General features: G+C 69.6%; 18 protein-coding genes and 1 rRNA gene. 12 read left to right on the forward strand and 7 right to left on the reverse strand.

The features are described 5' to 3' along the window. Nucleotides 1-48 precede the first annotated feature (48 nt). Complete coding sequence (locus ACFUCU_RS16085; protein WP_377973456.1) at nucleotides 49-2,268, reverse strand: NADP-dependent isocitrate dehydrogenase; 2,220 nt, start codon at nucleotides 2,266-2,268, stop codon at nucleotides 49-51. Nucleotides 2,269-2,529: 261 nt separating this feature from the next. Here ACFUCU_RS16085 and ACFUCU_RS16090 point away from each other — a divergent pair, with 261 nt between their 5' ends. Then, entirely contained in the window at nucleotides 2,530-3,531 is a 1,002-nt protein-coding gene (locus ACFUCU_RS16090; protein ID WP_377973457.1) for a trypsin-like serine peptidase, read from the forward strand. A 241-nt stretch (nucleotides 3,532-3,772) separates the two neighbouring features. Here ACFUCU_RS16090 and purH read toward each other — a convergent pair whose 3' ends face one another. Next, on the reverse strand, nucleotides 3,773-5,458 hold the full coding sequence (gene purH / locus ACFUCU_RS16095; protein WP_290258822.1) for a bifunctional phosphoribosylaminoimidazolecarboxamide formyltransferase/IMP cyclohydrolase: 1,686 nt from the start codon (nucleotides 5,456-5,458) through the stop codon (nucleotides 3,773-3,775). Between the two features lie 187 nt (nucleotides 5,459-5,645). Between purH and ACFUCU_RS16100 the strand changes: the two genes are divergently transcribed. Beyond that, on the forward strand, nucleotides 5,646-6,998 hold the full coding sequence (locus ACFUCU_RS16100) for an MFS transporter (protein WP_290258821.1): 1,353 nt from the start codon (nucleotides 5,646-5,648) through the stop codon (nucleotides 6,996-6,998). A 93-nt stretch (nucleotides 6,999-7,091) separates the two neighbouring features. Here the strand turns inward: ACFUCU_RS16100 and ACFUCU_RS16105 are convergent, their stop codons facing one another. Both ACFUCU_RS16105 and purN read right to left on the reverse strand, forming a co-directional pair. Then, entirely contained in the window at nucleotides 7,092-7,973 is an 882-nt protein-coding gene (locus tag ACFUCU_RS16105) for a hypothetical protein (protein WP_377973458.1), read from the reverse strand. A 380-nt stretch (nucleotides 7,974-8,353) separates the two neighbouring features. After that, nucleotides 8,354-8,923 carry a phosphoribosylglycinamide formyltransferase gene (purN, locus tag ACFUCU_RS16110; RefSeq protein ID WP_377973459.1) on the reverse strand — a complete coding sequence of 190 codons (570 nt, stop codon included), beginning with the start codon at nucleotides 8,921-8,923 and terminating at the stop codon, nucleotides 8,354-8,356. 39 nt (nucleotides 8,924-8,962) lie between these two features. On the opposite strand from purN, the gene ACFUCU_RS16115 reads away from it, so the two are divergent. Then, nucleotides 8,963-9,355 carry a hypothetical protein gene (locus ACFUCU_RS16115; protein WP_377973460.1) on the forward strand — a complete coding sequence of 131 codons (393 nt, stop codon included), beginning with the start codon at nucleotides 8,963-8,965 and terminating at the stop codon, nucleotides 9,353-9,355. Nucleotides 9,356-9,372: 17 nt separating this feature from the next. Here ACFUCU_RS16115 and ACFUCU_RS16120 read toward each other — a convergent pair whose 3' ends face one another. Then, nucleotides 9,373-10,716: a DUF6350 family protein gene (locus ACFUCU_RS16120; RefSeq protein ID WP_364136726.1), complete on the reverse strand. Its 1,344-nt coding sequence runs from the start codon at nucleotides 10,714-10,716 to the stop codon at nucleotides 9,373-9,375. A gap of 130 nt (nucleotides 10,717-10,846) precedes the next feature. Here ACFUCU_RS16120 and ACFUCU_RS16125 point away from each other — a divergent pair, with 130 nt between their 5' ends. From ACFUCU_RS16125 to ACFUCU_RS16160, 8 genes are all read left to right on the forward strand, one after another. After that, nucleotides 10,847-11,314, forward strand: a complete 468-nt coding sequence (locus ACFUCU_RS16125) for a DUF4383 domain-containing protein (RefSeq protein ID WP_290258816.1) — start codon at nucleotides 10,847-10,849, stop codon at nucleotides 11,312-11,314. A gap of 186 nt (nucleotides 11,315-11,500) precedes the next feature. Next, a complete protein-coding gene (locus tag ACFUCU_RS16130) occupies nucleotides 11,501-12,988 on the forward strand; it encodes a flotillin family protein (RefSeq protein WP_377973461.1) in 1,488 nt (495 codons plus the stop codon). A gap of 9 nt (nucleotides 12,989-12,997) precedes the next feature. After that, complete coding sequence (locus ACFUCU_RS16135; RefSeq protein ID WP_377973462.1) at nucleotides 12,998-13,246, forward strand: hypothetical protein; 249 nt, start codon at nucleotides 12,998-13,000, stop codon at nucleotides 13,244-13,246. 81 nt (nucleotides 13,247-13,327) lie between these two features. Further along, nucleotides 13,328-14,497, forward strand: a complete 1,170-nt coding sequence (locus ACFUCU_RS16140) for a glycosyltransferase family 4 protein (protein WP_377973463.1) — start codon at nucleotides 13,328-13,330, stop codon at nucleotides 14,495-14,497. Further along, nucleotides 14,494-15,864 carry a UDP-glucose dehydrogenase family protein gene (locus ACFUCU_RS16145; RefSeq protein WP_377973464.1) on the forward strand — a complete coding sequence of 457 codons (1,371 nt, stop codon included), beginning with the start codon at nucleotides 14,494-14,496 and terminating at the stop codon, nucleotides 15,862-15,864. Before ACFUCU_RS16140 ends, ACFUCU_RS16145 begins: the two co-directional genes overlap by 4 nt. Before the next feature lie 90 nt (nucleotides 15,865-15,954). Beyond that, entirely contained in the window at nucleotides 15,955-17,742 is a 1,788-nt protein-coding gene (locus ACFUCU_RS16150; protein ID WP_377973465.1) for a putative bifunctional diguanylate cyclase/phosphodiesterase, read from the forward strand. 92 nt (nucleotides 17,743-17,834) lie between these two features. Then, nucleotides 17,835-19,934 (forward strand): EAL domain-containing protein, encoded by a 2,100-nt coding sequence (locus ACFUCU_RS16155; protein ID WP_377973466.1) that lies wholly within the window; start codon nucleotides 17,835-17,837, stop codon nucleotides 19,932-19,934. Between the two features lie 154 nt (nucleotides 19,935-20,088). Further along, complete coding sequence (locus ACFUCU_RS16160) at nucleotides 20,089-21,903, forward strand: putative bifunctional diguanylate cyclase/phosphodiesterase (protein ID WP_377973467.1); 1,815 nt, start codon at nucleotides 20,089-20,091, stop codon at nucleotides 21,901-21,903. A gap of 149 nt (nucleotides 21,904-22,052) precedes the next feature. Here ACFUCU_RS16160 and ACFUCU_RS16165 read toward each other — a convergent pair whose 3' ends face one another. After that, the gene (locus tag ACFUCU_RS16165; protein WP_377973469.1) at nucleotides 22,053-22,880 is read right to left on the reverse strand and encodes an SDR family NAD(P)-dependent oxidoreductase; all 828 of its coding nucleotides are present in this window, start codon (nucleotides 22,878-22,880) and stop codon (nucleotides 22,053-22,055) included. Nucleotides 22,881-23,218: 338 nt separating this feature from the next. Here ACFUCU_RS16165 and ACFUCU_RS16170 point away from each other — a divergent pair, with 338 nt between their 5' ends. Further along, complete coding sequence (locus tag ACFUCU_RS16170) at nucleotides 23,219-24,169, forward strand: family 16 glycosylhydrolase (protein WP_377973468.1); 951 nt, start codon at nucleotides 23,219-23,221, stop codon at nucleotides 24,167-24,169. 85 nt (nucleotides 24,170-24,254) lie between these two features. On the opposite strand, the gene rrf is transcribed toward ACFUCU_RS16170, so the two are convergent. Then, a 5S ribosomal RNA gene (gene rrf, locus ACFUCU_RS16175) occupies nucleotides 24,255-24,350 on the reverse strand; the annotation flags it as partial.

Below are 24,350 nucleotides of genomic sequence, written 5' to 3' on the forward strand. Positions count from 1 at the left end.
GGCGCACCGGGAACCCGGTGCGCCGTCGGCGTTTATCGCCTCAGGTGCCTAGCCCAGCAGGGACAGGGCCTTGCTGAAGGTGGCGGAGGGACGCATCACGGCAGAGGCCTTGGCCTCGTCCGGGCGGTAGTAGCCGCCGAGGTCCACCGGGGAACCCTGGACGGCCAGCAGCTCGCCGACAATGGCTGCCTCGTCTGTGCTGAGGGTCTTGGAGACCTCGGCGAACGCCTGGGCGAGTTCCGCGTCGTCGCTCTGGCGTGCCAGCTCGTCGGCCCAGAACTTGGCCAGGTAGAAGTGGCTGCCGCGGTTGTCCAGCTCGCCGGCCTTGCGCTTCGGGGACTTGTCCTCGAGCAGGAAGGTGCCGGTGGCGCGGTCCAGGGTGTCCGCGAGGATCTGGGCGCGGGCATTGCCCGTGGTGGTGGCCAGGTGCTCGAAGCTCACGGCCAGGGCCAGGAACTCGCCCAGGCTGTCCCAGCGCAGGTGGTTTTCCTTGAGCAGCTGCTGGACGTGCTTCGGGGCGGAACCGCCGGCGCCGGTCTCGAACAGGCCGCCGCCGTTGATCAGCGGAACGATCGAGAGCATCTTGGCGCTGGTGCCCAGTTCGAGGATCGGGAACAGGTCCGTGAGGTAGTCACGGAGCACGTTGCCGGTGACGGAGATGGTGTCCTCGCCCTTGCGGATGCGCTCCAGGGTGAAGGCGGTGGCCTCCTCCGGGGACATGATCTCGATCTGCAGGCCCTCGGTGTCGTGGTCCTTGAGGTATTCCTCGACCTTGGCGATCATCCGGGCGTCGTGCGCGCGGGTCTTATCCAGCCAGAACACGGCCGGGGTCGCGGAGGCCCGGGCGCGGGTGACGGCCAGCTTGACCCAGTCGCGGATCGGCACGTCCTTGGTCTGGCAGGCACGCCAGATGTCGCCCGGGGAGACCTGGTGTTCGATCAGGACGGTGCCCTCGTCGTCGACCACCTGGACGGTGCCGGCGGCGGTGATCTCGAAGGTCTTGTCGTGGCTGCCGTACTCCTCGGCGGCCTGGGCCATCAGGCCGACGTTCGGAACGGTGCCCATGGTGGTGGGGTCGAAGGCGCCGTGGGCGCGGCAGTCATCGATGACCACCTGGTAAATGCCGGCGTAGCTGCTGTCCGGCAGGACGGCGAGGGTGTCCGCCTCCTGGCCGTCGCGGCCCCACATGTGGCCGGAGCTACGGATCATGGCCGGCATGGAGGCGTCCACGATCACGTCGGAGGGGACGTGCAGGTTGGTGATGCCCTTGTCGGAGTCGACCATGGCCAGCTCGGGGCCCTCGTTGAGGCCCTTGGTGATGGCGGCCTCGACGTCGCCGCGGATCTCCTCGGGGAGGTCCTCCAGGCCGTTGAGGATGGAGGCCAAGCCGTTGTTGGGGCTGAGGCCGGCGGCGGCGATCTGCTCGCCATAGGTGGCGAAGAGGTCGGCGAAGTAGGCCTTGACCACGTGGCCGAAGATGATCGGGTCGGAGACCTTCATCATGGTGGCCTTGAGGTGAGCGGAGAAGAGCACGCCCTCTTCCTTGGCGCGGGCCACCTGGGCCTTGAGGAACTCGTCCAGGGCGGCGGCGCGCATCACGGTGCCGTCGATGACCTCGCCGGCCAGGACCGGGAAGGCACGCTTGAGGACCTTGACGGTGCCGTCTTCCTTGACCAGCTGGATCTTGAGGTTGGTATCGGCCGGGATCACCACGGACTTCTCGTTGGAGCGGAAGTCGTCGGCCTCCATGTGGGCCACGTTGGTCTTGGATTCAGGGGTCCAGGCACCCATGCTGTGCGGGTTCTGGCGCGCGTAGTTCTTCACCGACAGCGGCGCGCGGCGGTCCGAGTTGCCCTCGCGCAGCACCGGGTTCACGGCGGAGCCCTTGATCTTGTCGTACCGGGAGCGGATGTCCGTCTCCTCGTCCGACGCCGGGTTGTCCGGGTAGTCCGGGAGGGCGTAGCCCTGGCCCTGGAGCTCGGCGATGGCGGCCTTCAGCTGCGGCACGGAGGCGCTGATGTTCGGCAGCTTGATGATGTTGGCTTCAGGCTTCTTGGCGAGTTCGCCGAGTTCGGCGAGCGCGTCGCCGATGCGCTGGTCCTCGGTGAGGTAGTCGCCGAAGACGGCGATGATGCGGCCGGCAAGCGAAATGTCGCGGGTCTCTACCTCCACACCGGCCGTCGAGGCGTAGGCCTCAATGATCGGCAAGAACGAATAGGTAGCCAGCATCGGCGCTTCGTCGGTGTGGGTATAGATAATCTTGGCCATGCTTGGGCGTCTCCCTGAAAGTCTGCGGAAATCTTTGTTATCTCAACGGCTCTAACTTACCCGAGGTGGCGGCCTCGGCGCTTGTTCGGGACGGCCGGCGGCGGCCAGGTGAAGCGGGCACGACGGCGGCTAGCGGTCGAAAAGCGATATGACAAGTTTTGACAACATGCTTTACAGGTTCGTCATAGTGCCGTAGGTTCGATGCCATCACCGCGGCCCGTCCCCGAGGGCCGCACCGCACCCGCACGCAAAAGGATCCCCATGCGCACACGCAAATCCCTGGGCACCAGCCTGCTCAGCCTCTCCGCCGCAGCCCTGCTCGCCGTCGTCGCCGCCGGCAGCGCCACCGCCTCTCCCGGCGGTGCCGGACGCGCGCCCTCGGGCACTCCGGACGTGGCCAGCCACACCGTGACCGAGGCCGCCGGCGCGGACTACTGGACGCCCGAACGGATGCGCAACGCGATCCCCGGCGACGTGCTGGCCACTAAGGCCGTGAACCGCGGTGCCGCGAAGGCCGATGCGGGCAAGCCCGTTGAGGTGGGTGCGCCGGCGAAGGTGGAGGGAACCACCCCGACGCTGCAGTCCAAGCAGGTCCAGAGAAAGGCCAACGCCAGCGAGAACCCCGTCCCGCACATCGGCAAGGTCTTCTTCACCCTGGCCGGCGCCAACTACGTCTGCTCCGGCAACTCGGTGACCTCGGCGAACAAGAGCACGGTGTCCACCGCCGGACACTGCGTCAACGAGGGCCCGGGCGCCTTCGCCACCAACTTCACCTTCGTCCCGGCCTACCTCAACGGCTCGGCACCCTACGGGAAGTGGACGGCCAAGGCCCTCTACACCCCCACCCAGTGGAGCTCCGGCGGCGACATGACCTACGACACCGGCTTCGCCGTGATGAACACCCTCAACGGGAAGACCCTCTCCGACGTGGTCGGCGCCTCCGGTGTGCAGTTCAACGCCGCCCGCGGCCTGAGCTACAAGTCCTTCGGCTACCCGGCCGCCGCCCCGTTCAACGGCGAATCGCTCAAGAGCTGCAGCGGCACCGCCAAGAACGATCCCTACAACCCGCAGTTCAACACCCAGGGCATCCCGTGCAACATGACCGGCGGCTCCTCCGGCGGTCCGTGGTTCATCGGCACCAGCTCCTCCGGCTACCAGAACTCGATCAACAGCTACGGCTACGGCAGCAACTCCACCACCATGTACGGCCCCTACTGGGGCTCGGTCATCCAGCAGGCTTACAGCACCGCCGCCGCGTCCTAAGCACCAGTTCCCCAACTATCCGCGCCCTAGGGAAAGGAAAAGACAGGGCAACGCGGGGTTCCAGCACCGGCCATCCCCCTCGACAGGCCGGCACCGGGGCCCCGCGTTCCCGCGTCCGGCGTCGTTCCCCGGCATAACAAACAGCGGCCGTGCCCTTCCCGTCGGGGAAGGGCACGGCCGCTGTTCTTATGCCGGGTCTTATCCAGGGTCCAGGGCCGCCCGGTCTCCCGGGCGGGAATTCCTAGTGGAAGAAGTGGCGGGCGCCGGTGAAGTACATCGTGATGCCGGCGGCGTTGGCCGCGGCGATGACTTCCTCGTCCCGGACGGAGCCGCCGGGCTGGACGACGGCGCGGACGCCGGCGTCGATCAGGATCTGCAGTCCGTCGGCGAACGGGAAGAACGCGTCCGACGCCGCGACGGCACCGCGGGCCCGCTCCGGGGCGTTGGTGGCATCGGCATTGGACGCCCCGCCGGCGCCGTCGACATCCGACTCCACGGAGACGCCCAGGGTGTTGGCCCGTTCGACGGCGAGGCGGCAGGAGTCGAGCCGGTTGACCTGTCCCATGCCGATGCCCACGGCGGCGCCGTCGGCGGCCAGCAGGATGGCGTTGGACTTGGCCGCGCGGCATGCGGTCCAGGCGAAGGCGAGATCGGCGAGGGTCCTCTCGTCGGCGGCCTCACCGGCGGCGAGGGTCCAGTTGGCGGGGTTGTCTCCGTCGGCGTCGACCTTGTCCGTGGCCTGGACCAGCATGCCGCCGGAGACCTGGCGGAACTCGGTGGGGTAGCGGCCGTAGCCCTCGGGCAGGGTCAGCAGGCGGATGTTCTTCTTCTTGGAGAGGATTTCCACCGCCTCATCCTCGAAGCCTGGGGCGATGACAACCTCGGTGAAGATGCCGGCCACGGTCCGGGCCATGCCCGCGGTGACGGTGCGGTTGGCCGCGATCACGCCGCCAAAGGCGGAGACCGGGTCGCAGGCGTGGGCCTTGGCGTGGGCGTCGGCGATCGGGTCCGCGGCGTCGGCGGAGCCCACGGCCACGCCGCACGGGTTGGCGTGCTTGATGACCGCGACGGCGGGCTGGTCGAAGTCGAACGCGGCGCGCAGGGCGGCGTCGGCGTCGACGAAGTTGTTGTAGCTCATGGCCTTGCCGTGCAGCTGGTCGGCCTGCGCGATGCCGGCCGGGGCGGCCTTATCCACGTAGAGGGCGGCCTGCTGGTGCGGGTTCTCGCCGTAGCGCAGCACCTCGGAGCGTTCCAGCGCCAGGCCGGCGTACGCGGGCCAGTCGATGACGCCGTCGCCGTCCTCGTCCAGGAACTGGCTGGCGGTCCAGGTGGCGACGGCGGTGTCGTACGCCGCGGTGTGCGCGAAGGCCTTCGCGGCCAGCCGGCGGCGGGTCTTCAGGTCGAAGCCGCCGGCGGCGGCGGCTTCCACGACCGAACCGTAGGCGGCCGGGTCAACCACGATCGTGACGGCGGCGTGGTTCTTCGCGGCCGAGCGCACCATGGCGGGGCCTCCGATGTCGATCTGCTCGACGACGTCGTCCTGCGCGGCACCGGACTTCACGGTCTCCACGAACGGGTAGAGGTTCACGACGACGAGGTCGAACGGCTCGATCGCCATGTCCTCGAGGGTCTTCATGTGGGCGGGAACGCGGCGGTCGGCGAGGATGCCGCCGTGGACGCGCGGGTGCAGCGTCTTGACCCGGCCGTCGAGCATTTCCGGGGAGCCGGTGACTTCTTCGACTTCCTGCACGGGGATCCCGGCGGCCGCGATCTTCTTGGCGGTGGAACCGGTGGAGACGATCCGGACGCCGGCGTTGTGCAGGCCCTGGGCGAGCTCCTCCAGGCCGGTCTTGTCGTAGACCGAGATGAGGGCCCGGCGAATGGGGACACGGTCGATGGACACACGCTCATGCTGCGTAAAGCTCACAAAAGTCTCCGTCTTATATCGCGGCGCGGCCGCGGCGGGTGGGGATGCGGCCAGTTTATCGCGTTGCCCCCGGCTTCCTTGTCCCGGGGCCGCCGCCCGGGCCGAGTGTGAAGCGCCCCGCGCGCCGGGGCCGGCCACCTCCCCGGCCGTCGGTCCGGGCACGTAGAGTTCTTGCAGGAGGCCAGATATGAACACATACACCACGGTGCCCAGCGGCGAACAGGTGGTCCAGGAACTGCCGTGGCGGTGGAAGGTCCAGGGCCGGATTTTCCTGATCGGCGGGCTGGGTTTCATGTTCGACGCATGGGACGTCACGCTCAACGGCATCCTCATCCCGCTGCTGTCCAAGCACTGGTCGCTCGGCCCGGGGGACGCCGCCTGGATCGGTACCTCCAACCTCATCGGCATGGCCCTCGGCGCCTTCGTCTGGGGCACCATCGCGGACACCATCGGCCGGAAGAAGGCCTTCTCGGCCACGCTGCTGATCTTCTCCATCTTCACGGTGCTCGGCGCCCTCTCCCCCGACTTCACTTGGTTCGTGGTGTTCCGCTTCCTGGCCGGGTTCGGCCTGGGCGGCTGCATCCCGGTGGACTACGCGCTGGTGGGTGAGTTCACGCCGCGGAAGCAGCGCGGCAGGGTCCTCACCGCGATGGACGGCTGGTGGCCGGTGGGGGCCGCGCTGTGCGGCTTCGTCTCCGCCGGGCTGGTGGCAGCGTTCGCGGATTGGCGCCTGACCATGCTGATCATGGTGCTGCCTGCGCTGCTGGTGGTCTGGGTCCGCCGCAGCGTCCCGGAGTCGCCGCTGTTCCTGATCCGGAAGGGCCGCCGCGAGGAGGCGGCCGCCGTGATCGATTCCCTGGTGGCGGCCACCGGCGGGCAGGCCCGGGCGTACAGCCTGCCCGAGCCGCAGGACGTCCCCCGGCTCTCCGCCGGCAGCGCCTGGACCCAGCTGCGGGCGCTGTGGCGCTACGACTGGAAGATCACCACCGCGGCCTGGGCCCTGTTCTTCTCGATCCTGCTGGTCTACTACCTGTCCCTGACCTGGATGCCGCGGATCCTGATCGGCGCCGGATTTGAGGAGTACAAGGCGTTCCTGACCACGGCCTCGATGGCCGCCGTCGGGCTGCTGGGCGTGGTGGTGGCGGCCCTGCTGGTGGAGCGGACGGGACGCAAATGGATCCTGGCGGTCACCGGCCCGCTCTCGGCCCTCATCCTGGTGGTGGTCGCCGTCGTCGTGGACATCCCCACCGCCGCCGTGTTCTGGCTGCTGCTCTTCGGCTTCGTGGTGCAGGTGGCCATCCCCGTGCTGTACGCCTACGTCTCCGAGCTGTACCCGACCGAGTTGCGCGGCACCGGCTTCGGCTGGGCCTCGACCTTCTCCCGGGTGGGTGCCGGCTTCGGGCCGCTGCTGTTCGCGGCGGTGCTCTGGCCGCAGCTGGGCCTGGCCACCTCGTTCGCCCTGGCCGGCGGGCTGGTGCTGGTCTCGGTGCTGTGGATGGCGTTCTTCGCCCCGGAGACCAAGCAGCGCCGGCTGGACTGACGCCCACCCCTAGCACGCCGAATGCCCTATCACTTGCGGTTGCCATTCCTCCTCGGAAGCAACCGTAAGTGATAGGGCATTCCTCGTGGCGTCCTACTGGATGCAGGTCACGTAGACCGTGAGCGCCGTCCCCCTGGACTGGGTTACCGTCCAGCCGTTGGCGCCGGAGGGCTGGCTGGACAGTACCTGATTCCCGCTGGTGGCGATGGAGGAGAATCCTCCGCCGACGGCGACCTTCCCGGCCGGGCACGTCGCCGTTACCGAGGTGGCCGTCGTTCCGCTGGCCGTCGTCACGCTGACGCTGGTGGACGCCGCGGCGCCGGTCGGGCCGGCGGGACCCGTAGCGCCGGTGGCTCCGGTGGCACCCATGTCGCCGGTGGCTCCCTTCTCGCCCGGGGCGCCCTGCGGACCCGCTGCTCCCGTGGCGCCGGTCGCCCCGGTGTCGCCCTGGGGGCCGACGGCGCCGGCGTCACCCTTATCCCCTTTGTCGCCCTGGGGACCTTGGGGACCCATCGGGCCGGTCTCACCCTGCAGGCCGGTGGCGCCCGTGGCACCGGGGTCCCCCTTCTCACCCTGCTGACCCGTGGCGCCGGTGTCGCCCTTATCACCCTGCGCACCGGTGGCGCCCGTGTCGCCCTTGTCCCCCTTGGCACCGACGGCACCGGTCTCCCCGGTATCCCCCTTCTCGCCCTGTGGACCGACGGCGCCGGGGTCGCCCTTTGCCCCCTGGAGACCTTGGATGCCCTGGTCGCCCTTGTCGCCCTGGACGCCGGGCAAACCCTGGATGCCCTGGGCGCCGGCCGGGCCCATCGGTCCCGCCGGTCCGGCCACGCCTTGAATGCCCTGGACATTCCACGTGATCGGGGTTTCCTTCTTGGGGTCGCAGCTCTGCCCTGCGGCAAGGACCCGGAGCTGGCCGCCGTTATTGACGTTGTAGCAGCCGTTGATCTCGCCGCTGCCGGACGTTGTCGTCACGGCATAGGCGGCAGAAACGGCACCCGTTCCGAGAACGAGCGCCGCGGTGAAGCCAAGGACTTTGGGACTGGTTGTAGCAAAGCTGAAGCGTGACAAGAGGACCCCCAGAGACGGAAGAAGCGGATGAGACGGCGTCAGCCTACGGTCCGGTAGGCACCGAAAACCGGGTCGTCAGTACTCGTCTTTACCCTTCCGCTACCCGTCTTTTTCGCGGTGTACTCGTTCTTGCGCACCGCGCTACTTGGCCTCGAAAGGCCGACGGCGCCGCCGGGACTGCCGCCTTCTCTACCCCCTCAGACGCCGAATGCACTATCACTTGCGGTTGCCATTCCGGTCCGTTGGCAACCACACGCGATAGGGCATTTGTATCTGTGGGGGCGTTACTTCCCGGCGGCGGCGAGGTCGCGGAGGGTGGACACCAGCAGGCGCCGTTCCACGGTCTTGATCCGCTCGTGCAGGGTCTCCTCGGTGTCCCTGTCCTCCACGGTGACTGCCTCCTGGGCGATGATCGGGCCGGTGTCCACGCCGGCGTCGGCCCAGTGCACCGTGCAGCCGGTGACCTTGACCCCGTACGCGAGGGCGTCGCGGACCCCGTGCGCGCCGGGGAAGGCAGGCAGCAGCGCGGGGTGGGTGTTGAGGTATTTGCCGTCGAACGCGGCGATGAAGTCGGCGCTGACGATCCGCATGAACCCGGAGGAGACGACGACGTCGGGCCGGTAGGCGGCGACGGCCTCGGCCAGGGCCGCGTTCCAGGCCGCTCGGTCCGGGTAGGCCTTGAAGTCCACCACGAAGGTGGGGATCCCCGCGGCGGCCGAGCGCTCCACCCCGTAGGTCCCGGGACGGTCCGCGCCGACCGCGGCGAGCTCCACGTCCAGGGCACCGGCCCGGACGGCGTCGATGACGGCCTGCAGGTTCGAACCGGTGCCGGAAACAAGGACTACGATGCGCATTGACTTAGCTTAGGCGGCCGCTCGCGTACGCTGGAAACCATGAGTTTTCCCCAGGGCGGTAAGGCCGAGTCGCGGCTGCGAACATTGAACCTCTTCCGCGCTTTCATCGTCGTGGTCCTGGGCTCGTTCTTCGTCTTCCAACTCGACGTCGCCTACCTGTGGCTGGCCGCGCTGCTCACCCTCTGCGCGGTGGTGCTCGGCGTCGTCCTGCTGGTCCGGGCCCTGAAACTCCGGGAGTCCCGGATGGTGCTTTTCGGGACGATCTCCGGGCTGGTGGTCTCCACCGTGATGGTGCTGATGCTGCTGGTCAGTTCGGTGTTCTTCACCCAGATCCGCGATTACCAGCAGTGCGCGCGGCATGCCCTGACCGAGCAGGCGGCCTCCACCTGCCGGGTGACATTGGAGAAATCCCTGCCGGCCCCGCTCCGCTAGGACACCCGCGTCCGGGCTCAGTTGCTCCGGGCGGACGAGGACGAAGAGGCGGTCGACGCCGAGAGGTCAGCTTCCTGCAGCCGCTGCCGGCGTTCCAGCCACGGCCCCGCGGCGTAGCCGATGACGACGCCGGCGCCCACCTCGGAGGCGACGAACAGCGCCGTCACCACCGGGTCCGGCCCGATGTCCGTCAGCCGCCCGATCCCGGCAGAACCGCGGGCCAGCCACGCCAGCCCGGCCGCGAGCGCCCCGGCCACGACGCCGATCAGCGCGCCGAGGACCAGCGTGGAGAAGGTGGCGGTGAACCAGCGGGCCTTGACCTTGATGGAGAGCCATTCGTCGAAGTGGTTCTCCCCCTCGCGCAGGAACCACCAGCCGGCCAGGGCTCCGGCCAGGACGGGGACCACCAGCGCCACGAGGGCGTAGTCCAGCGGGCCGGAGGGCAGCGCGGCGAACACGGGGATGGACGGCAGCGGCCCGACGGCGGTGGCCAGCGGCCCGGCCTGGGAGCCGATACCGAGGGCGAAGCCTGCCCCGGAGGCCCACGCGAGGGCGAAGACCACCATGTTGGGAAGGTAGCCCAGCTGCGCGATGGTCAGGGCAGCCCCGCCCACCGGCCCGGCATTCAGGCCCTCGTAGACGTCGATGATCAGGTTCCAGTGGATCAGCAGGTCCACGGCCAGCAGCGCCGCGGCCATCGCCAGGGTGGCCATCACGGCGACGAACCCGGCCTTGATGGCGGAGCCCAGGTAGGAACCGGCCCAGCGAGAGTGCTGGCTGGTGCGGCTGATCCAGGCCACGGCGTCGACGCCGATCAGCCGGCTCCAGGAGCCGGCCTCGCGGCGCGCGCCCACGACCATGCCGAGGGCGTAGGGAATCAGCGGGACGGCGGAGGCGGCCCAGAGGCTCACCCCCACCTCGGCGGTGCGGCAGAGGAAGCCGGTGGCGAACCCGAACGCGGCGTAGGTCAGCCAGGACCCGACGAGTGCCTGCCAGAGCTGGTCCGTGTAGGAGGCCCGGGCCAGCCGGCGGCCGGCCCGCCAGGCGAGCAGGAACGGGATGAGGGTCAGGCCCAGCGGGATCAGGGTGAGGGTGCCGGAGTCCGGGCGGGCGGCGGCGTCGGCACCGACCCCGTTCAGCAGCAGCGGGACGCCGTGGATCAGCAGCCAGGCCTGCCCGGCCAGGCGGGCCAGGAACTCGAAACCGCTCTCGCGGAAACCGTCGCCGGCCCAGACGGCCACGATCGGCGCGATCACCACCAGCGCGGAGATCACCGCGGCCTGTGCGGACTCGAGTGCCCCCTGCAGCCACAACGGCATCGGAAGGCCACGGTCCCCGGTCTGATCAGCGCGCAGTTTCATCGTGATCCATCGTGCCACGCGGCGGCCTCCGAGCCGGGGTCCGACAGGCGTCGGGGCCGGATTCCCGGCGCTTTTTTGGCCCCGCCGCCGTAAAATTGAACTGTCCGCAATCAGTGGTTGGAGGCAGAAAATGACTACCGCATCCCCACATGCACACGGCGTCCATTTCGGACGGACAGACGTCCAGAACGTCGGCATGGGTGTGGGTATTGTCCTCATGGTCGTGGGTGTCCTGGGATTCATTCCGGGCATCACCACGCATTACGGCGAACTCCGGTTCCTGGGACCGGATTCGAATGCCATGTTCCTGAACCTGTTCCAGGTGTCGATGCTGCTGAACATCGTGCAGTTCGCGATCGGCGGGACCGGATACGTCATGTCCCGCAACAGCATGGGGGCCCGGAATTACCTGATGGGATTTGGCCTGTTGTACATCATCTTCGCCGTCTACGGGCTGATCGTGGGCGTCGGCTCGGCGGCCAATTTCCTGGCTTTCAACACCATGGATAACTGGACCCACATGGTGCTGGGCGTGGCGATGATTGGCGCCGGCTGGCTGCTCTCACGGCACCTGGCCGAAGACGCAGATACCCGGTAAACCACCACCGGGAAAGGGAGCCGCGAATGAGGAGCGAGTTCAACTAATCCGATAAGTCGTAGTACCCGCTGGTGCGGGCCCGGGCAGCGTCCCGAAGCCCGCACCAGCCTTCTTTTGCCCAAATGCTGGACTTACCCGGCGCCGTCACCCCAGACTGGCCTGACGCACCGTCGCGAAAGGTTGGCCATGCCTGATCTCACGTCCCTCATCCCGTTCTTCGCCGTCGTCGCTGGGGTGATCGTCGTCGTCGCCCTCGTCTGGGTGGCGGTGAAGCTGATGTGGAAGGTGGCGGAGCCGAATGAGGCGCTCATCATCTCCGGGCTGACCCGGGGAACGCTGGAAACCCGGGACGGCATGGACTTCAAGATCGTGACCGGCAAGGGCGCTCTGGTGGTGCCCGGCCTGCAGACGGTCCGGGCGCTCTCGCTGACCCTGAACGAGACCGAACTGAAGGTCTCCTGCGTGACCTCCCAGGGCATCCAGGTGATCGTCGAGGGCGTGGTGATCTACAAGATCGGCGACGCACCGCCCTTCATCGCCAACGCGGCCCGCCGCTTCCTCGGCCAGCAGCCGAAGATGCAGAGCCAGGTCTACAACGTCTTCGAGGGCCACCTGCGCTCGATCATCGGCAGCATGACCGTGGAGGAGATCATCCGCGAGCGGGACAAGCTGGGCTCCCAGGTCCGCAGCGCCAGCGGCGTGGAGATGGAGAAGCTGGGCCTGGTGGTGGACTCGCTGCAGATCAAGGACTTGCAGGATCCCACCGGCTACATCCAGAACATCGCCAAGCCGCACATCGCCCAGGTCAAGATGGAGGCCCGTATCGCCGAGGCCACCCGCAACCGGGAGGCCGCGGAGCGGGAGGCCGAGGCCGCCGCCCAGATCGCGGACGCCCAGAGCCTCTCCGCCATCAAGCAGTCTGAGGCGCAGGCCAACGCCGAACGCGCCCGCGCCAACGCCGCCCAGGCCGGGCCGCTGGCGGACGCCACCGCCCGGCAACAGGTGGTGGTGCAGGAGACCGAGGTGGCCAAGCTGGAGGCGGACCGGGAGGAACAGAAGCTGCAGACCACCGTCCGCAAACCCGCGGACGCGAAGGCCTACGCCAAACGGACCGAGGCGGAGGGCCAGAAGTCCGCGGACATCAGCGCCGCCGAGGCCCTGGCCCGCCGCACCGAACTCGAGGCCCAGGCCAACGCCCGGCGCACCGAGCTGCAGGCGCAGGCCAACGCCAACGCCGCGGCCGCCGCCGCAGGCGCCACCCGGGTGACCGGCGAGGCGGAGGCAGCGGCCACGAAGGCCCGCGGTGACGCGGCGGCGTCGGCCATCAAGGCCAAGGCCCTCGCCGAGGCGGACGGCATCAAGGCCCGGGGCGAGGCCTTGGGCACCAACCAGGACGCGGTCATCTCCCAGCAGCTCGCGGAGAACATGCCCGGCATTGTCGCCGCGGCCGCGGAGCCGTTCGCGCACGTGGGGCAGCTGACGGTGCTCAACGGCGGCGAAGGCCTGAACCGGATGGTCGGTGGCATCCTCGCCCAGGTGGGCGACTACCTCCCCGCACTGCGGAGCTCGCTGAAGAACGGCCGCGACGGCGCCCGGGCGGACGGCACCCGGGCGGACGGTACACCGGGACCGCAGGGCCGCACCGCCCCGAAGCAGCCGACGCCGGGCAGCTAGGAACGCAGTATGCCCAGGAACGTCGACCGGAGCCTCACCGGCCGGATCGGCCGGGTCTCCGGCCGGGTAGGCCCGGGGACGCTCGGTGAGGTGATGCTGCCTTTCCGCGGCGGCATCAGCGCCTTCCACGCCCACCCCTTCGACAAGGTCAGCAGCTTCGCGGTGGGCGAGGAGGTCCTGGTGATCTACTACGAGCCTCCCCAGACGGTCTACGTGGACGAACTCCCCGACGTGCTCCGCGGCGGCAGCCGGCCCTGATCCCCGCCTGTTAACCCAGTCTTCCCCCGCACGCCACACCCGCCACCCCGGGCCGTCAGCCGCGGCACCCACGGTGGAGGGGTGAGGATCGCACTCGTCGCCGAATCATTCCTGCCCCAGATGAACGGGGTCACCCACTCCATCCTGCGGGTCCTGGAGCATCTCCAGGCCCGCGGCGACGAGGTGCTGGTGATCTGCCCCTCCGGCCAGGACACCGGCGTCCCGGACGAGGTCTACGGGGCCCGGATCCACCGGCTCCCCGCGCTCCCCCTGGCCGGCTACACCAACGTTCGGGTGGCGATGGGAGGCGTGGCCCGGGTCAAGCGAATCCTTGCCGGCTACGCGCCCGACGTCGTCCACCTCGCCTCCCCGTTCGTACTGGGCTGGCGGGCGGTGCAGGCGGCACACCAGCTCGGCATCCCCACCGTGGCCATCTACCAGACCGAGGTCCCCGGCTACGCGGCCCGCTACGGCGTCCCCTACCTGGAGAACTGGGCGTGGAACCGGGTGGAGCAGATCCACCTGCTGGCCACCCGGACCCTGGTTCCCTCGACCTTCGCGCTGCAGCAGTTCCGCGGGCGCGGCATCCCCAGGGTCAGCATGTGGCGCCGGGGCGTGGACACCGCACGGTTCCACCCGGCCAAGCGCGACGACGGCTGGCGGGCGGCCGCCGCCCCGACCGGTGAGCGCATCATCGGCTACGTGGGCCGGCTCGCGGCCGAAAAGCAGGTGGAGGACCTGGCAGTGCTGGCGGACCTCCCCGGCACCCGGCTGGTGATCGTGGGCGACGGCCCGCAGCGGGCCGCCCTCGAGGCGGCGCTGCCGGGCGCCCTGTTCACCGGGTTCCTGGGCGGCGAGGACCTCGCCCGGACCGTGGCATCCTTCGATCTGTTCGTCCACCCCGGCGAATTCGAAACCTTCTGCCAGACCATCCAGGAGGCCATGGCGTCCGGCGTGCCGGTGGTCGCCACCGGCCGCGGCGGCCCGCTGGACCTGGTGGAGAACTCCCGCACCGGTTGGCTGTTCGAGCCAGGGGACCTCGCCGGGCTGCGCGCACGGGTGGCGGACCTGGCCGGCGACGGCGCCAAGCGCCGGGCCTTCGCGGAGGCCGCCCACGCGGCGGTCCAGGGCCGGACCTGGCACGCCCTCGGCGAGGAACTCGTCACGCATTACCGCGAGGTCTCCACCGGCGCACCGGCACCCGCCGACGCCGCCTCCACCACCCGCCCCGGAAGAGGAGCAACCCTGTGAAAATTTCCGTGATCGGCTGCGGCTACCTCGGCGCCGTGCACGCCGCCACCCTTGCCTCGATGGGCCACAGCGTGGTGGGGATCGACGTCGACGCCGCAAAGGTCGCCCAGCTGGACCGCGGCACCGCGCCCTTCCACGAGCCGGGGCTGGACGAGCTGCTGCGCGACGGGCGGGCCAACGGCCGGCTCACGTTCTCCACCAGCTTCGCCGACGCCGCCGGGGCGCAGCTGCACTTCCTCTGCGTCGGCACCCCGCAGTCGAAGACCTCCGACGGCGCCGACCTCAGCTACCTGATCGCCGCCACCGAGGCCCTGCTGCCGTTCCTCGCCCCGGGGTCCGCCGTCGTCGGCAAGTCCACCGTCCCGGTGGGCACCGTGGAGATGCTGGGGTGCGTAATGGCGGGCCGGCCGGACGTGCTGCTGGGCTGGAACCCCGAGTTCCTGCGCCAGGGCACCGCGGTCAAGGACTCCCTGGTCCCGGACCGGCTGGTGTACGGCGTCCCCGGCGGCGCGGACGCGGCGGAGCAGCCGGACAGCGCAGCGGCCGCCGTCACCGCGGCCCTGGACGCGGTTTACGCCCCGCTGCTGACGGCCGGGATCCCCCGGCTGGTCTGCACCTTCGCCACGGCCGAGCTGATCAAGTCCGCCGCCAACGCCTACCTGGCCACGAAGCTGAGCTTCATCAACGCCATGGCGGAGCTCTGCGAGGCCGCCGGCGGGGACGTCACCGAGCTGGGCGCCGCGATGGGCCTGGACCCGCGGATCGGCGGCCGGTACCTGCACGCGGGCCTGGGCTTCGGCGGCGGCTGCCTGCCCAAGGACATCCGCTCGCTCCGCGTCCAGGCCCGGGAGCTGGGCGTGGACTCGGTGGACGACTGGATGGCCACGGTGGACGGGATTAACCGCAACCAGCGCTCCCGCACGCTGGCCGCGGCCCGGGAGCTGTGCGGCGGCAGCCTGGCCGGACGCCGGGTCACGGTGCTCGGGGCGGCGTTCAAACCGGACACCGACGACATCCGGGATTCCCCCGCCCTGGACGTCGCCCGACGGCTCGCCGACGACGGCGCCCACGTCACCGTCACCGACCCAGCGGCCGTCAACAACGCCTGGCTGCACCACCCGCAGCTGCGCTTCGAGGCCGGCACGGACGCGGCCCTCGACGGCGCCGAGCTGGTGCTGCTGCTGACCGAATGGGAGCAGTACCGGACCCTGGACCCCCGTGCCGCCGGGGACCGGGTCCGCCGCCGGGTCCTGCTGGATGCCAGGAACGCGCTCGACGCCGGGGCCTGGACCGCGGCCGGCTGGACCGTGCGGGGCCTCGGCCGTGCCGGGGCCGGGTCTGCACACGGCGCCGCGCTGCCCCGCTGACGGCCGGGACCGTCGTCGGCCCCTATGATCACTGAGGGGAGGAACTACTTTGCACCAACGTCGGTCTCACAGTCGCGCGGTCTCGGCCGCATGACCATTTCAACGCGCTCCGAGGAGGACGCCCGGCTCCGCGAGGCCATGTCGCTGCTCGCGGCCACCCTCGAATCGACGGCGGACGGGATCCTGGTGGTCAGCGGCGACGGCCGGATCAGCTCCGTCAACAACCAGTTCCTCTCCATGTGGGGCGTCCCCCGGGCCCTGGTGGACACCGGCGATGACGAGGCCGTGATGGGCTTCGTCCTGGGCCAGCTCTCGGACCCGCAGGCATTCCTGGCCAAGGTCACCGCCCTCTACGCGGACCCCGAGGCCGAGAGCCACGACGTGCTGTCTTTCCGCGACGGCCGGACCTTCGAACGCTACTCACGCCCGCAGAAGGTGGGCGACCGGGTGGCCGGCCGGGTCTGGAGCTTCCGCGACGTCAGCCAGGCACGCCGCGACCAGGAACGCATCACCCAGGCCATGGCGGACCTCGCCGCGCAGGCCGGCCAGCTGCGCTCCCTGGCCTTCAATGATCCGCTGACCGGGCTTTCCAACCGCCAGCTCTTCAACGACCAGCTGGCCCACGCCCTCGCCGGCCCATGCGGCACGGCCGTCGACGTGCTGCTCCTTGACCTGGACGACTTCAAGGAAGTCAACGACATCCACGGCCACCACGCCGGGGACCAGATGCTGATCGAGGTGGGGCGCCGGCTCCGCGCCTGCGTCCGCCCCTCCGACGTTGTAGCACGGCTGGGCGGCGACGAGTTCGTGGTGCTGATGGTGGGATCGCTCGACGCCGACGCCGCGGCGGCCCGGATCGTCGAGTCGCTGAAGGAGCCGCTCTGGGTGGACGGGTCCATGCTGCGGCCCAGCCTCAGCCTGGGCCTGGCCTCGATCAGCGCCGATGCCTACGACGCCTCCGAACTGCTGCGCCGGGCGGACATCGCCATGTACGCGGCGAAGGCGGCCGGCAAGAACCGCTACCTGCGCTTCCAGCCGGAGATGATGACCGCGCTGCTGGAACGTGCGGACCTCGAGGCCGGGCTGCGCGCCGCCGTCGAACGCGGCGAAATCACCGTCCACTACCAGCCGATTGTCGCCTCCCGCCTCGGCCGCGTGGTCAAGGTCGAGGCGCTGGCCCGCTGGGAGCGCAATGGGGTCCTGGTGCCGCCGCAGCAGTTCATCCCCGCCGCCGAACGCAGCGGCCTGGTGGTGGAGATCGGCACCGAGGTGCTGCTGCGCGGCTGCACGGAACTGCAGCCCTGGCTGGCCGCGGACCCGGCCCGGTCCCTGGCGGTGAATGTCTCCGGCGTGCAGTTGCAGCAGGGCAACGTCCCGGAGCTACTGCTCTCCACCGCCGCCGCGTGCGGGGTGGACCCGCGGCAGCTGGTGGTGGAGGTGACCGAGAGTGTCTTCTTCGACGACGACTGCCAGGTCCACCGCCAGCTGGTGGAGCTGCGCGGCGCCGGCGTCCGGGTGGCCCTGGACGACTTCGGCACCGGCTACTCCTCCCTGGGCCGGTTGCAGGACCTGCCCGTGGACACCCTGAAGATCGACAAGTCCTTCGTCCAGATGATCCGCACCGGCACCGAGCACCTGCCCATCCTCAACTGCATGATCAGCATGGCCCACGGCCTGGGCCTGACCGTCACCGCGGAGGGCGTCGAGACGCTGCAGCAGGCCCGGTACCTGGTGGAACGGGGCTGCGATTCGCTGCAGGGCTACATGCTCTCCACCCCGCAGCCGGCGGCGAACCTGCCCGCGGCGCTGGCCCTAGCGGAGGCCGCCGCGGCCGCCCTGCGCGGCGACACCGCGGCCCGGAGCTCCCCGTTACTGTGATTTGGCTCTCATGGCCCTATGATGCTTGAAAGTTGTTGGCCACCGCGCGGCCGGCGGCACTTGACATCAAAAGCCTGGGGGCTGGCATCACCGTGGAACAAGGACTCGCAGAGACCCTGCTGACGCAGGGTCCGGACGCGCTGCTGCTGCTGACCACCTCGGGGATGATCTCCTACGTCAATCCCGCCGCCGAACGGCTCTTCGGCTACGAGGCCTGCGACCTCGTGGGCGAGGAACACACCCGTCTCCTGGCCAAGGACGACCGCGGCGGATTCCTGCGCATCCTCGGCCGGCTGGGCGGCGACAGCACCTTCGGCATCAAGCCGTTCTCCGGGACCGGGCTGCACCGCAACGGGAGCGAGATCCAGTTGGAGCTCACGTGTTCACTGGTCAGCACCGGGACCCGGACCTCTCTGGCCGTGGCGGTCCGGGAAACCACCTACCGGGACACCGACGCCGGGCGGCGGCACGCCATTTCCATGCTGGACGCGACACTGGAGACGACGGCGGACGGCATCGTGGTGGTCTCCAACTCAGGGCAGATCACCGGCGTCAACGAACAGTACCTGAGCCTCTGGGGCATGCCGCGGGAGATCCTGGCCGAGAACGACGCCTACGCGCTGGTGAAGTTCATCGCCACGAAACTGCAGCACCCGGACTGCTTCAAGGCCAAGGTGGCCGAACTCTACGCCAACCATGAGCTGCACAGCCAGGACGTGCTGGAATTCCAGGACGGCCGCACGGTGGAGCTGGACTCGCGCCCGCAGACGGTGGCCGGCGAGGTGGTGGGACGGATCTGGAACTTCCGGGACGTCACGTCCAGGACTGTGGCGGAGGACCAGGCCCGGCGGGCGCTGGAGGAACTGGCCCAGCAGGCGGACCAGCTTAAGGCCCTGGCCTTCCAGGACCCGCTGACGGGCCTGGCCAACCGCATGCTTTTCAACGAGCGGGCCTCCGCCGCGCTGGACTCCCCCGGCTCCGTGGCCGTGCTGCTGCTGGACCTGGACGACTTCAAGGAAGTCAACGACATCCTGGGCCACCACGCGGGCGACCAGATGCTGGTCGAGATCTCCCGCCGGCTGCAGAACTGCGTGGGCCCGCACGGGACGGTGGCCCGCCTGGGCGGGGACGAATTCGTGGTGCTGCTGGAAGGCTGCGGGGACTCCGACGCCGTCGCGCAGCGGATCGTGAAGACCCTCAACGCCCCGGTCACGATCGAGGGCGCGCTGCTGCGACCCAGCCTGAGCCTGGGCGTGGCCAAGCGCGGCGAGGACAAAGTGTCCTCCGCCGAACTCCTGCGCCGGGCCGACGTCGCCATGTACGCGGCGAAGGAGGCCGGCAAAAACTGCTACGTGCACTTCCAGCCGGAGATGCTGGCCACCCTGATGGAACGCACCCAGCTAACCGCGGGGCTGCGCCAGGCGGTGGAACTGGGCCAGATCAAGGTGTTCTTCCAGCCGGTGGTCTCCGCCAACCGGCGTGAGGTGGTGCAGTTCGAGGCGCTGGCCCGCTGGGAGCGCGACGGCGTCATCATGGCACCGGACACTTTCATCCAGACCGCAGAACGCAGCGGCCTGATCCGGGACATCGGAGCGGAGGTGCTGCGGCAGAGCTGCGCCGAACTGCAGCCCTGGCTGGCCGAGGATCCGGGCCGGACCCTGGCCGTCAACGTCTCCGGGGTGCAGCTGCAGCACAAGGACTTCGCCGAACGGGTGCTGGACATCGCCGCTTGGAACAACGTGGACCCGCACCAGCTGGTCTTGGAGGTCACCGAGAGCGTCTTCTTCGACCCGGCCTCGCACGTGATCGCCCAGCTCAGCCACCTCCGCGCCGCCGGCATCCGCGTGGCACTGGACGACTTCGGCACCGGCTACTCCTCGCTGGGGCGGCTGCAGGAACTGCCGGTGGACGCGGTGAAGATCGACAAGTCGTTCGTCTCCATGCTCCGCACCGGCGAAGAGCGGCTGCCCATCCTGACCTCCATGATCCACATGGCGCACAGCCTGGGCCTGCGGGTCACCGCAGAAGGCATCGAGACGCCCGCCCAGGGCCGGTACCTGATCGAGCACGAGTGCGACGCCCTGCAGGGCTACCTGTTCTCCCGGCCCGCGCCCGGGGTGCAGCGCGGGGCGGCGCTGGCACAGTCTGTGGAGGCCATCGAGGCGCTGCTGGAACCGCTCGTCGCGTACTAAGGACGGCCCGCCACGGCCCCTTGTCCGGTACTCCGGACGACACATTAGGGGGCTTTGGAAATAAGTGCCGCGGCGCGGGGCTGGTATGCCGGCTGGCGCATATGATGGGGCGGATATTCATCGAATCACTTGCTTCCGGGGGGACAGCACCACTATGGACTCAGCATTCGCACACACCGTGTTGGACCACATCCCGGACGCGTTGCTGCTGCTTGCCCCCGACGGCTCCGTCACCTTCCTGAACCGCGCCGCGGAGCGGCTCTTCGGCTACCCCCGGGCCCAGTTGCTGGGCGCGGATTACAGCCTGTTGCTGGCCGAGGCGGCCCGTGAGGGCCTGCACGCCACCGTGTCCGGGGTGCTCGGCGCAGCGCACGACGGCGGCGCCACGGCTGGCGCCAACGGTACGGCCCCGGTGTTCGCCGGCGCGGGCCGCCGGGCTGACGCCTCCGAGTTCCCGGTGGAAATCACCTGCGCCGCGCTTCCCGGCGGCGGCCCGGCCGCCGTCGCACTCTCCGCCCGCGCCGCCGCACCGCGCGCGACCACGGCACGGCCCGCACCGCTGGCGCCGGGCCAGGCCGCTGCCGGCCGCCCTGGCACTCTGGAGTCCCAGCTGGTGCCCGGTACCACCGGGGTCCTGCCCCGGCTCACGCCGGTGGAACATGATGACCAACTGAAAGCCGCCGTTCTCCGCGACACCCTGACCGGCCTGCCCAACGGCACCTTGTTCAACGAGCGCCTGGCCGCGGCACTGCGCCGCGAGGACTCCGTGGACGTCGTGATCATCAACGTGGACGACTTCCGCACCTACAACGACATGCTGGGCCGCTCCGCCGCGGACGAACTGCTGGTTGAGGTCGCCAGCCGGCTGCGGAACTGCATCCGACCGCACGACACCGTGGCCCGCCTCGGCGGCGACGAGTTCGTTGTGCTGCTCACGGACTGCCACAGCATCTCCGCGGTGGCCAAGCGGATCTCCGACTCCCTGTACGCCCCGGCACGGATCGGCGGGTCCACGGTCCGGCCGGCGGCGAGCATGGGCCTGGCGTCCCGGACGGCGCAGACGCAGGACGGGGCGGAGCTGCTGCGGCAGGCCGACTCGGCCCTGAGCGCGGCGAAGGCCGCCGGGAAGAACACCTGGCTGGAGTTCCGGCCGGAGATGCTCGCGACGCCCACGCACCAGTCCGGCGGCGAGACCGGGCTGCGCCAGGCGGTGGAGTTGGGCCAGATCTCGGTGCACTACCAGCCGGTGGTCTCCCCCGGCCTCGGCGCTGTGGTCCAGTTCGAGGCGTTTGCCCGCTGGGAGCGGCACGGCAAGCTGGTGCCGCCCAACCAGTTCCTGCCGGTGGCCGAACAAAGCGGCCTGATCCGGGAGATCGGGGACGAGGTGATGCGCCGCGCCTGCGCCGAGATCCGCCCGTGGCTGGCCGGCGACGCCGCCTACAGCGTGGCCGTGAACGTGTCAGGCCTGCAGTTCCAGCAGCGCGACTTCGCCGGCGATGTGCTCGGCATTGCCGCGTCCACCGGGGTGAATCCGCGCCAGCTGATGCTTGAGCTGACCGAGAGCGTGTTCTTCGACGCCGACTCGGACGTCATCCGCCAGCTGCACCAGCTGCGCGGGGCGGGCGTGCGGATCGCCATGGACGACTTCGGCACCGGCTACTCCTCGCTGGGCCGGCTCCGGGAGCTGCCGCTGGACCAGGTCAAGATCGACCGGTCCTTCGTGGCCATGATCAAGACCGGCAAGGAACACCTGCCGTTCTTCCGGACCATGATCAACGCCGCCCAGGCCCTGGGCCTGAAGGTCACGGCAGAGGGCATCGAGACTCCCGCGCAGGCCAAGTACCTGATGGGCCTCGGATGCGACGCGCTGCAGGGCTACCTGTTCGCCAAGCCGGCACCGGCCAGTGACCTGGCCGGCACCATGGGCAGCGCCCTGGACGCCATCGACACCGTCGAGGCGGCCGGGTAGAGCTCCCCGCAACCCGAGAGTACGTACGCTCCTCCCCAGTTACACCTCCGGGAGTTGCTCCGCTGACGTTCGCCGCCGCGGATTTGTCCGGGCGGGGCAGGCAGAGCAAACCGGTAACTGGGGAGGAGCATACGGCCCCGCCGGTTGCATTAGGCCGATCGGGCCACCATGGCCTCGCTGCGGTCCCATAGCTGCCGCGCCAGCGCGCCGTCGTACGCCAGCTTGTTGGCCTTGGAGAGTCCCCGCTTGGCGTAGTACCCGCCGGAGGTCCAGTCCGTGCCCGGGGTGCCGTTGGCCAGCCAGACGAGGGTGTCCGCGCCCTGCTCCGGGGTCAGCATGAAGCGCTTCAGGAAGCTCGTGTACGCCACGCGCATAGGGCTGGTGGACTCGGCCGCGAAGTTGGTGGCGACCCCTCCCGGGTGGAACGCCGCCGTCGAGATCCCGGCCTCGTGGTAGCGGCGGTGCAGTTCGCTGGTGAAGAGGATGTTGGCGAGCTTGGCGTTGCCGTAGGCCCGGTTGGTCGAATACTTGCGCGCCGCGTCCAGGTCGTCGATGTCGAAGCGGGCGAAGATTGAGTTGGCCACGCTGGAGGTGTTTATGACCTTGGTGCGGCTGGCGGTGAGCACGTCCAGCAGCTCCGTGGTGAGCAGGAACGGCGCCAGGTGGTTGACCTGGAAGGTCTTCTCGTGGCCGTCCACGGTGAGCTGCCGGTTGCCCATGATGCCGCCGGCGTTGTTGGCCAGCACGTCGATCCGCGGGTACTTCTCCTTCAGCTCCGCCGCGAGCCGGCGGACCTGGGCCAGCTCGGCAAAGTCGGCCACGAAGTGGTCGGCACCTATTTCCCCGGCGATCTGCGCCGTTTTCGCGGCGGAACGCCCCACGACGACGACGTTCTCGCCTTGCGCCGCCAGGGTCCGGGCCGCGGACGCGCCGATCCCGTCGCTGGCGCCGGTGATGATGATGGTCCGTGCACTCAAGGTGGCCTCCCGTGGCTGCTGATCGCTGGTGTTACTCAAGGGTAGTCAACGCGCGGGGCTTCTGGGCTGTTCCTTTGACTGTTCCCGGGCAGGTAGTCCGGGCGGTGGATCCAAGAGGTCCGCCGTGCGGGGCAAGTAGTCGGTACGCCTGACGTAGGGCCGATCCGCTCATAGCCTGAAGGCTAGTGGGAGTACCGGGCCCGCCCGGACACGAGAGAAGGGATCATCGTGCGCTCAGCCCTCACATTGCTCGGTCTGACTGGGGGGACACCGGTCGTCAGGGCAAACCGTCACCGGCAGCTGTCTGTCGCTGCCCTCACCCTGGAGAGGGTGATCCCATGAAGCACCGCTCAGTCCCCTGGATCGTCTGTTTGGTCGCCGCCGCGGTGCTCTCCAGTAGTGCCCTGCCCACCGCCGCGCCGGGTCCGGCCGCGGCTCCGCCGCCGGAGGTCTCCAGCGACGCCGGAGCGAACGCGCCCGCGCCCATGAGCGGCGCGCTCGGCGGCGGACCGGACGCGCCCCAGGCCGTCGGCGCGGCGCCGGCCGTGGTGCCGCCCGCCCCCGCAGCCATCAAGGCTCCCGCGGCGGACTCCATGGCCGCTCCGGCGGTAGCCGCTCCCCCTCCCCCGAATCCGGTGGGTGTGCCCGGGAGCTGGAACCTGGTCTTCAACGACGACTTCAACTCCCTGAACACCGCGGCCTGGACGCCGTACTGGTTCGATGACTGCGACCTCAAGTCGGTCAAGAACAATGTGAAGACCTGTTCCAGCAACGTCCGGATCGCCAACGGAGAGGCCGTACTGCAGCTTAGCGACGTCTCCTCGGGGGCGCTGCTCTCCACCAACCCCAACGACGGCGTGGCCGGGCACACCGGCTTCCAGTTCACCACCGGTTACGCGGAGGCCCGCATCTTCTTCCCGGGCACCTGTGAGACCAGCATCAGGAACTGGGGCGCCTGGTGGACCGCCGGCCAGGCCTATCCCTCTACCGGGGAGATCGACATCGCCGAACCGCTCGCCGGGGACATGTGGAGCGTGTACCACTCCGCGGCGTGGAAGAAGAGCCGGATCGTTCCCGGGTGCTGGGCCGGCGGCTATCACACGTACGGGGTACTGCGTAAGCCGGGTGCCAACGAGGTGTACTACGACGGCGTACTGGTCCACTCCTACGCCACCAGCGACAACGTCAGCCCGCACTACCTGCTGCTGAACATCGGGGTGTGGCGCGGTGCCAAGATTCTCGGTGAGGCCGGGGCCATGAGGGTGGACTATGTCCGGGTGTGGGAGTAGCCGGCGTTTCCGTCTGAGCCCTGTATGGGTGGTTAAAGTGGGAGAGCCTCCAACCTGGTGGTTGGAGGCTCTCGACCTGAATTATGTCCGGCGGTGACCTACTCTCCCACACCCTCCCGGGTGCAGTACCATCGGCGCTGTGGGTCTTAGCTTCCGGGTTCGGAATGGGACCGGGCGTTTC

The sequence above is a fragment of the Arthrobacter sp. NPDC057259 genome (assembly GCF_042668995.1).
GTDB lineage: Bacteria > Actinomycetota > Actinomycetes > Actinomycetales > Micrococcaceae > Arthrobacter.

Bases quoted from the DNA above. Each gene is read 5' to 3' on its own strand.
- ACFUCU_RS16085 (WP_377973456.1), bottom strand. From the start codon at position 2,268: ATGGCCAAGATTATCTATACCCACACCGACGAAGCGCCGATGCTGGCT.
- ACFUCU_RS16090 (WP_377973457.1), top strand. From the start codon at position 2,530: ATGCGCACACGCAAATCCCTGGGCACCAGCCTGCTCAGCCTCTCCGCC.
- ACFUCU_RS16100 (WP_290258821.1), top strand. From the start codon at position 5,646: ATGAACACATACACCACGGTGCCCAGCGGCGAACAGGTGGTCCAGGAA.
- purN (WP_377973459.1), bottom strand. From the start codon at position 8,923: ATGCGCATCGTAGTCCTTGTTTCCGGCACCGGTTCGAACCTGCAGGCC.
- ACFUCU_RS16115 (WP_377973460.1), top strand. From the start codon at position 8,963: ATGAGTTTTCCCCAGGGCGGTAAGGCCGAGTCGCGGCTGCGAACATTG.
- ACFUCU_RS16120 (WP_364136726.1), bottom strand. From the start codon at position 10,716: ATGAAACTGCGCGCTGATCAGACCGGGGACCGTGGCCTTCCGATGCCG.
- ACFUCU_RS16125 (WP_290258816.1), top strand. From the start codon at position 10,847: ATGACTACCGCATCCCCACATGCACACGGCGTCCATTTCGGACGGACA.
- ACFUCU_RS16130 (WP_377973461.1), top strand. From the start codon at position 11,501: ATGCCTGATCTCACGTCCCTCATCCCGTTCTTCGCCGTCGTCGCTGGG.
- ACFUCU_RS16135 (WP_377973462.1), top strand. From the start codon at position 12,998: ATGCCCAGGAACGTCGACCGGAGCCTCACCGGCCGGATCGGCCGGGTC.
- ACFUCU_RS16150 (WP_377973465.1), top strand. From the start codon at position 15,955: ATGACCATTTCAACGCGCTCCGAGGAGGACGCCCGGCTCCGCGAGGCC.
- ACFUCU_RS16160 (WP_377973467.1), top strand. From the start codon at position 20,089: ATGGACTCAGCATTCGCACACACCGTGTTGGACCACATCCCGGACGCG.
- ACFUCU_RS16170 (WP_377973468.1), top strand. From the start codon at position 23,219: ATGAAGCACCGCTCAGTCCCCTGGATCGTCTGTTTGGTCGCCGCCGCG.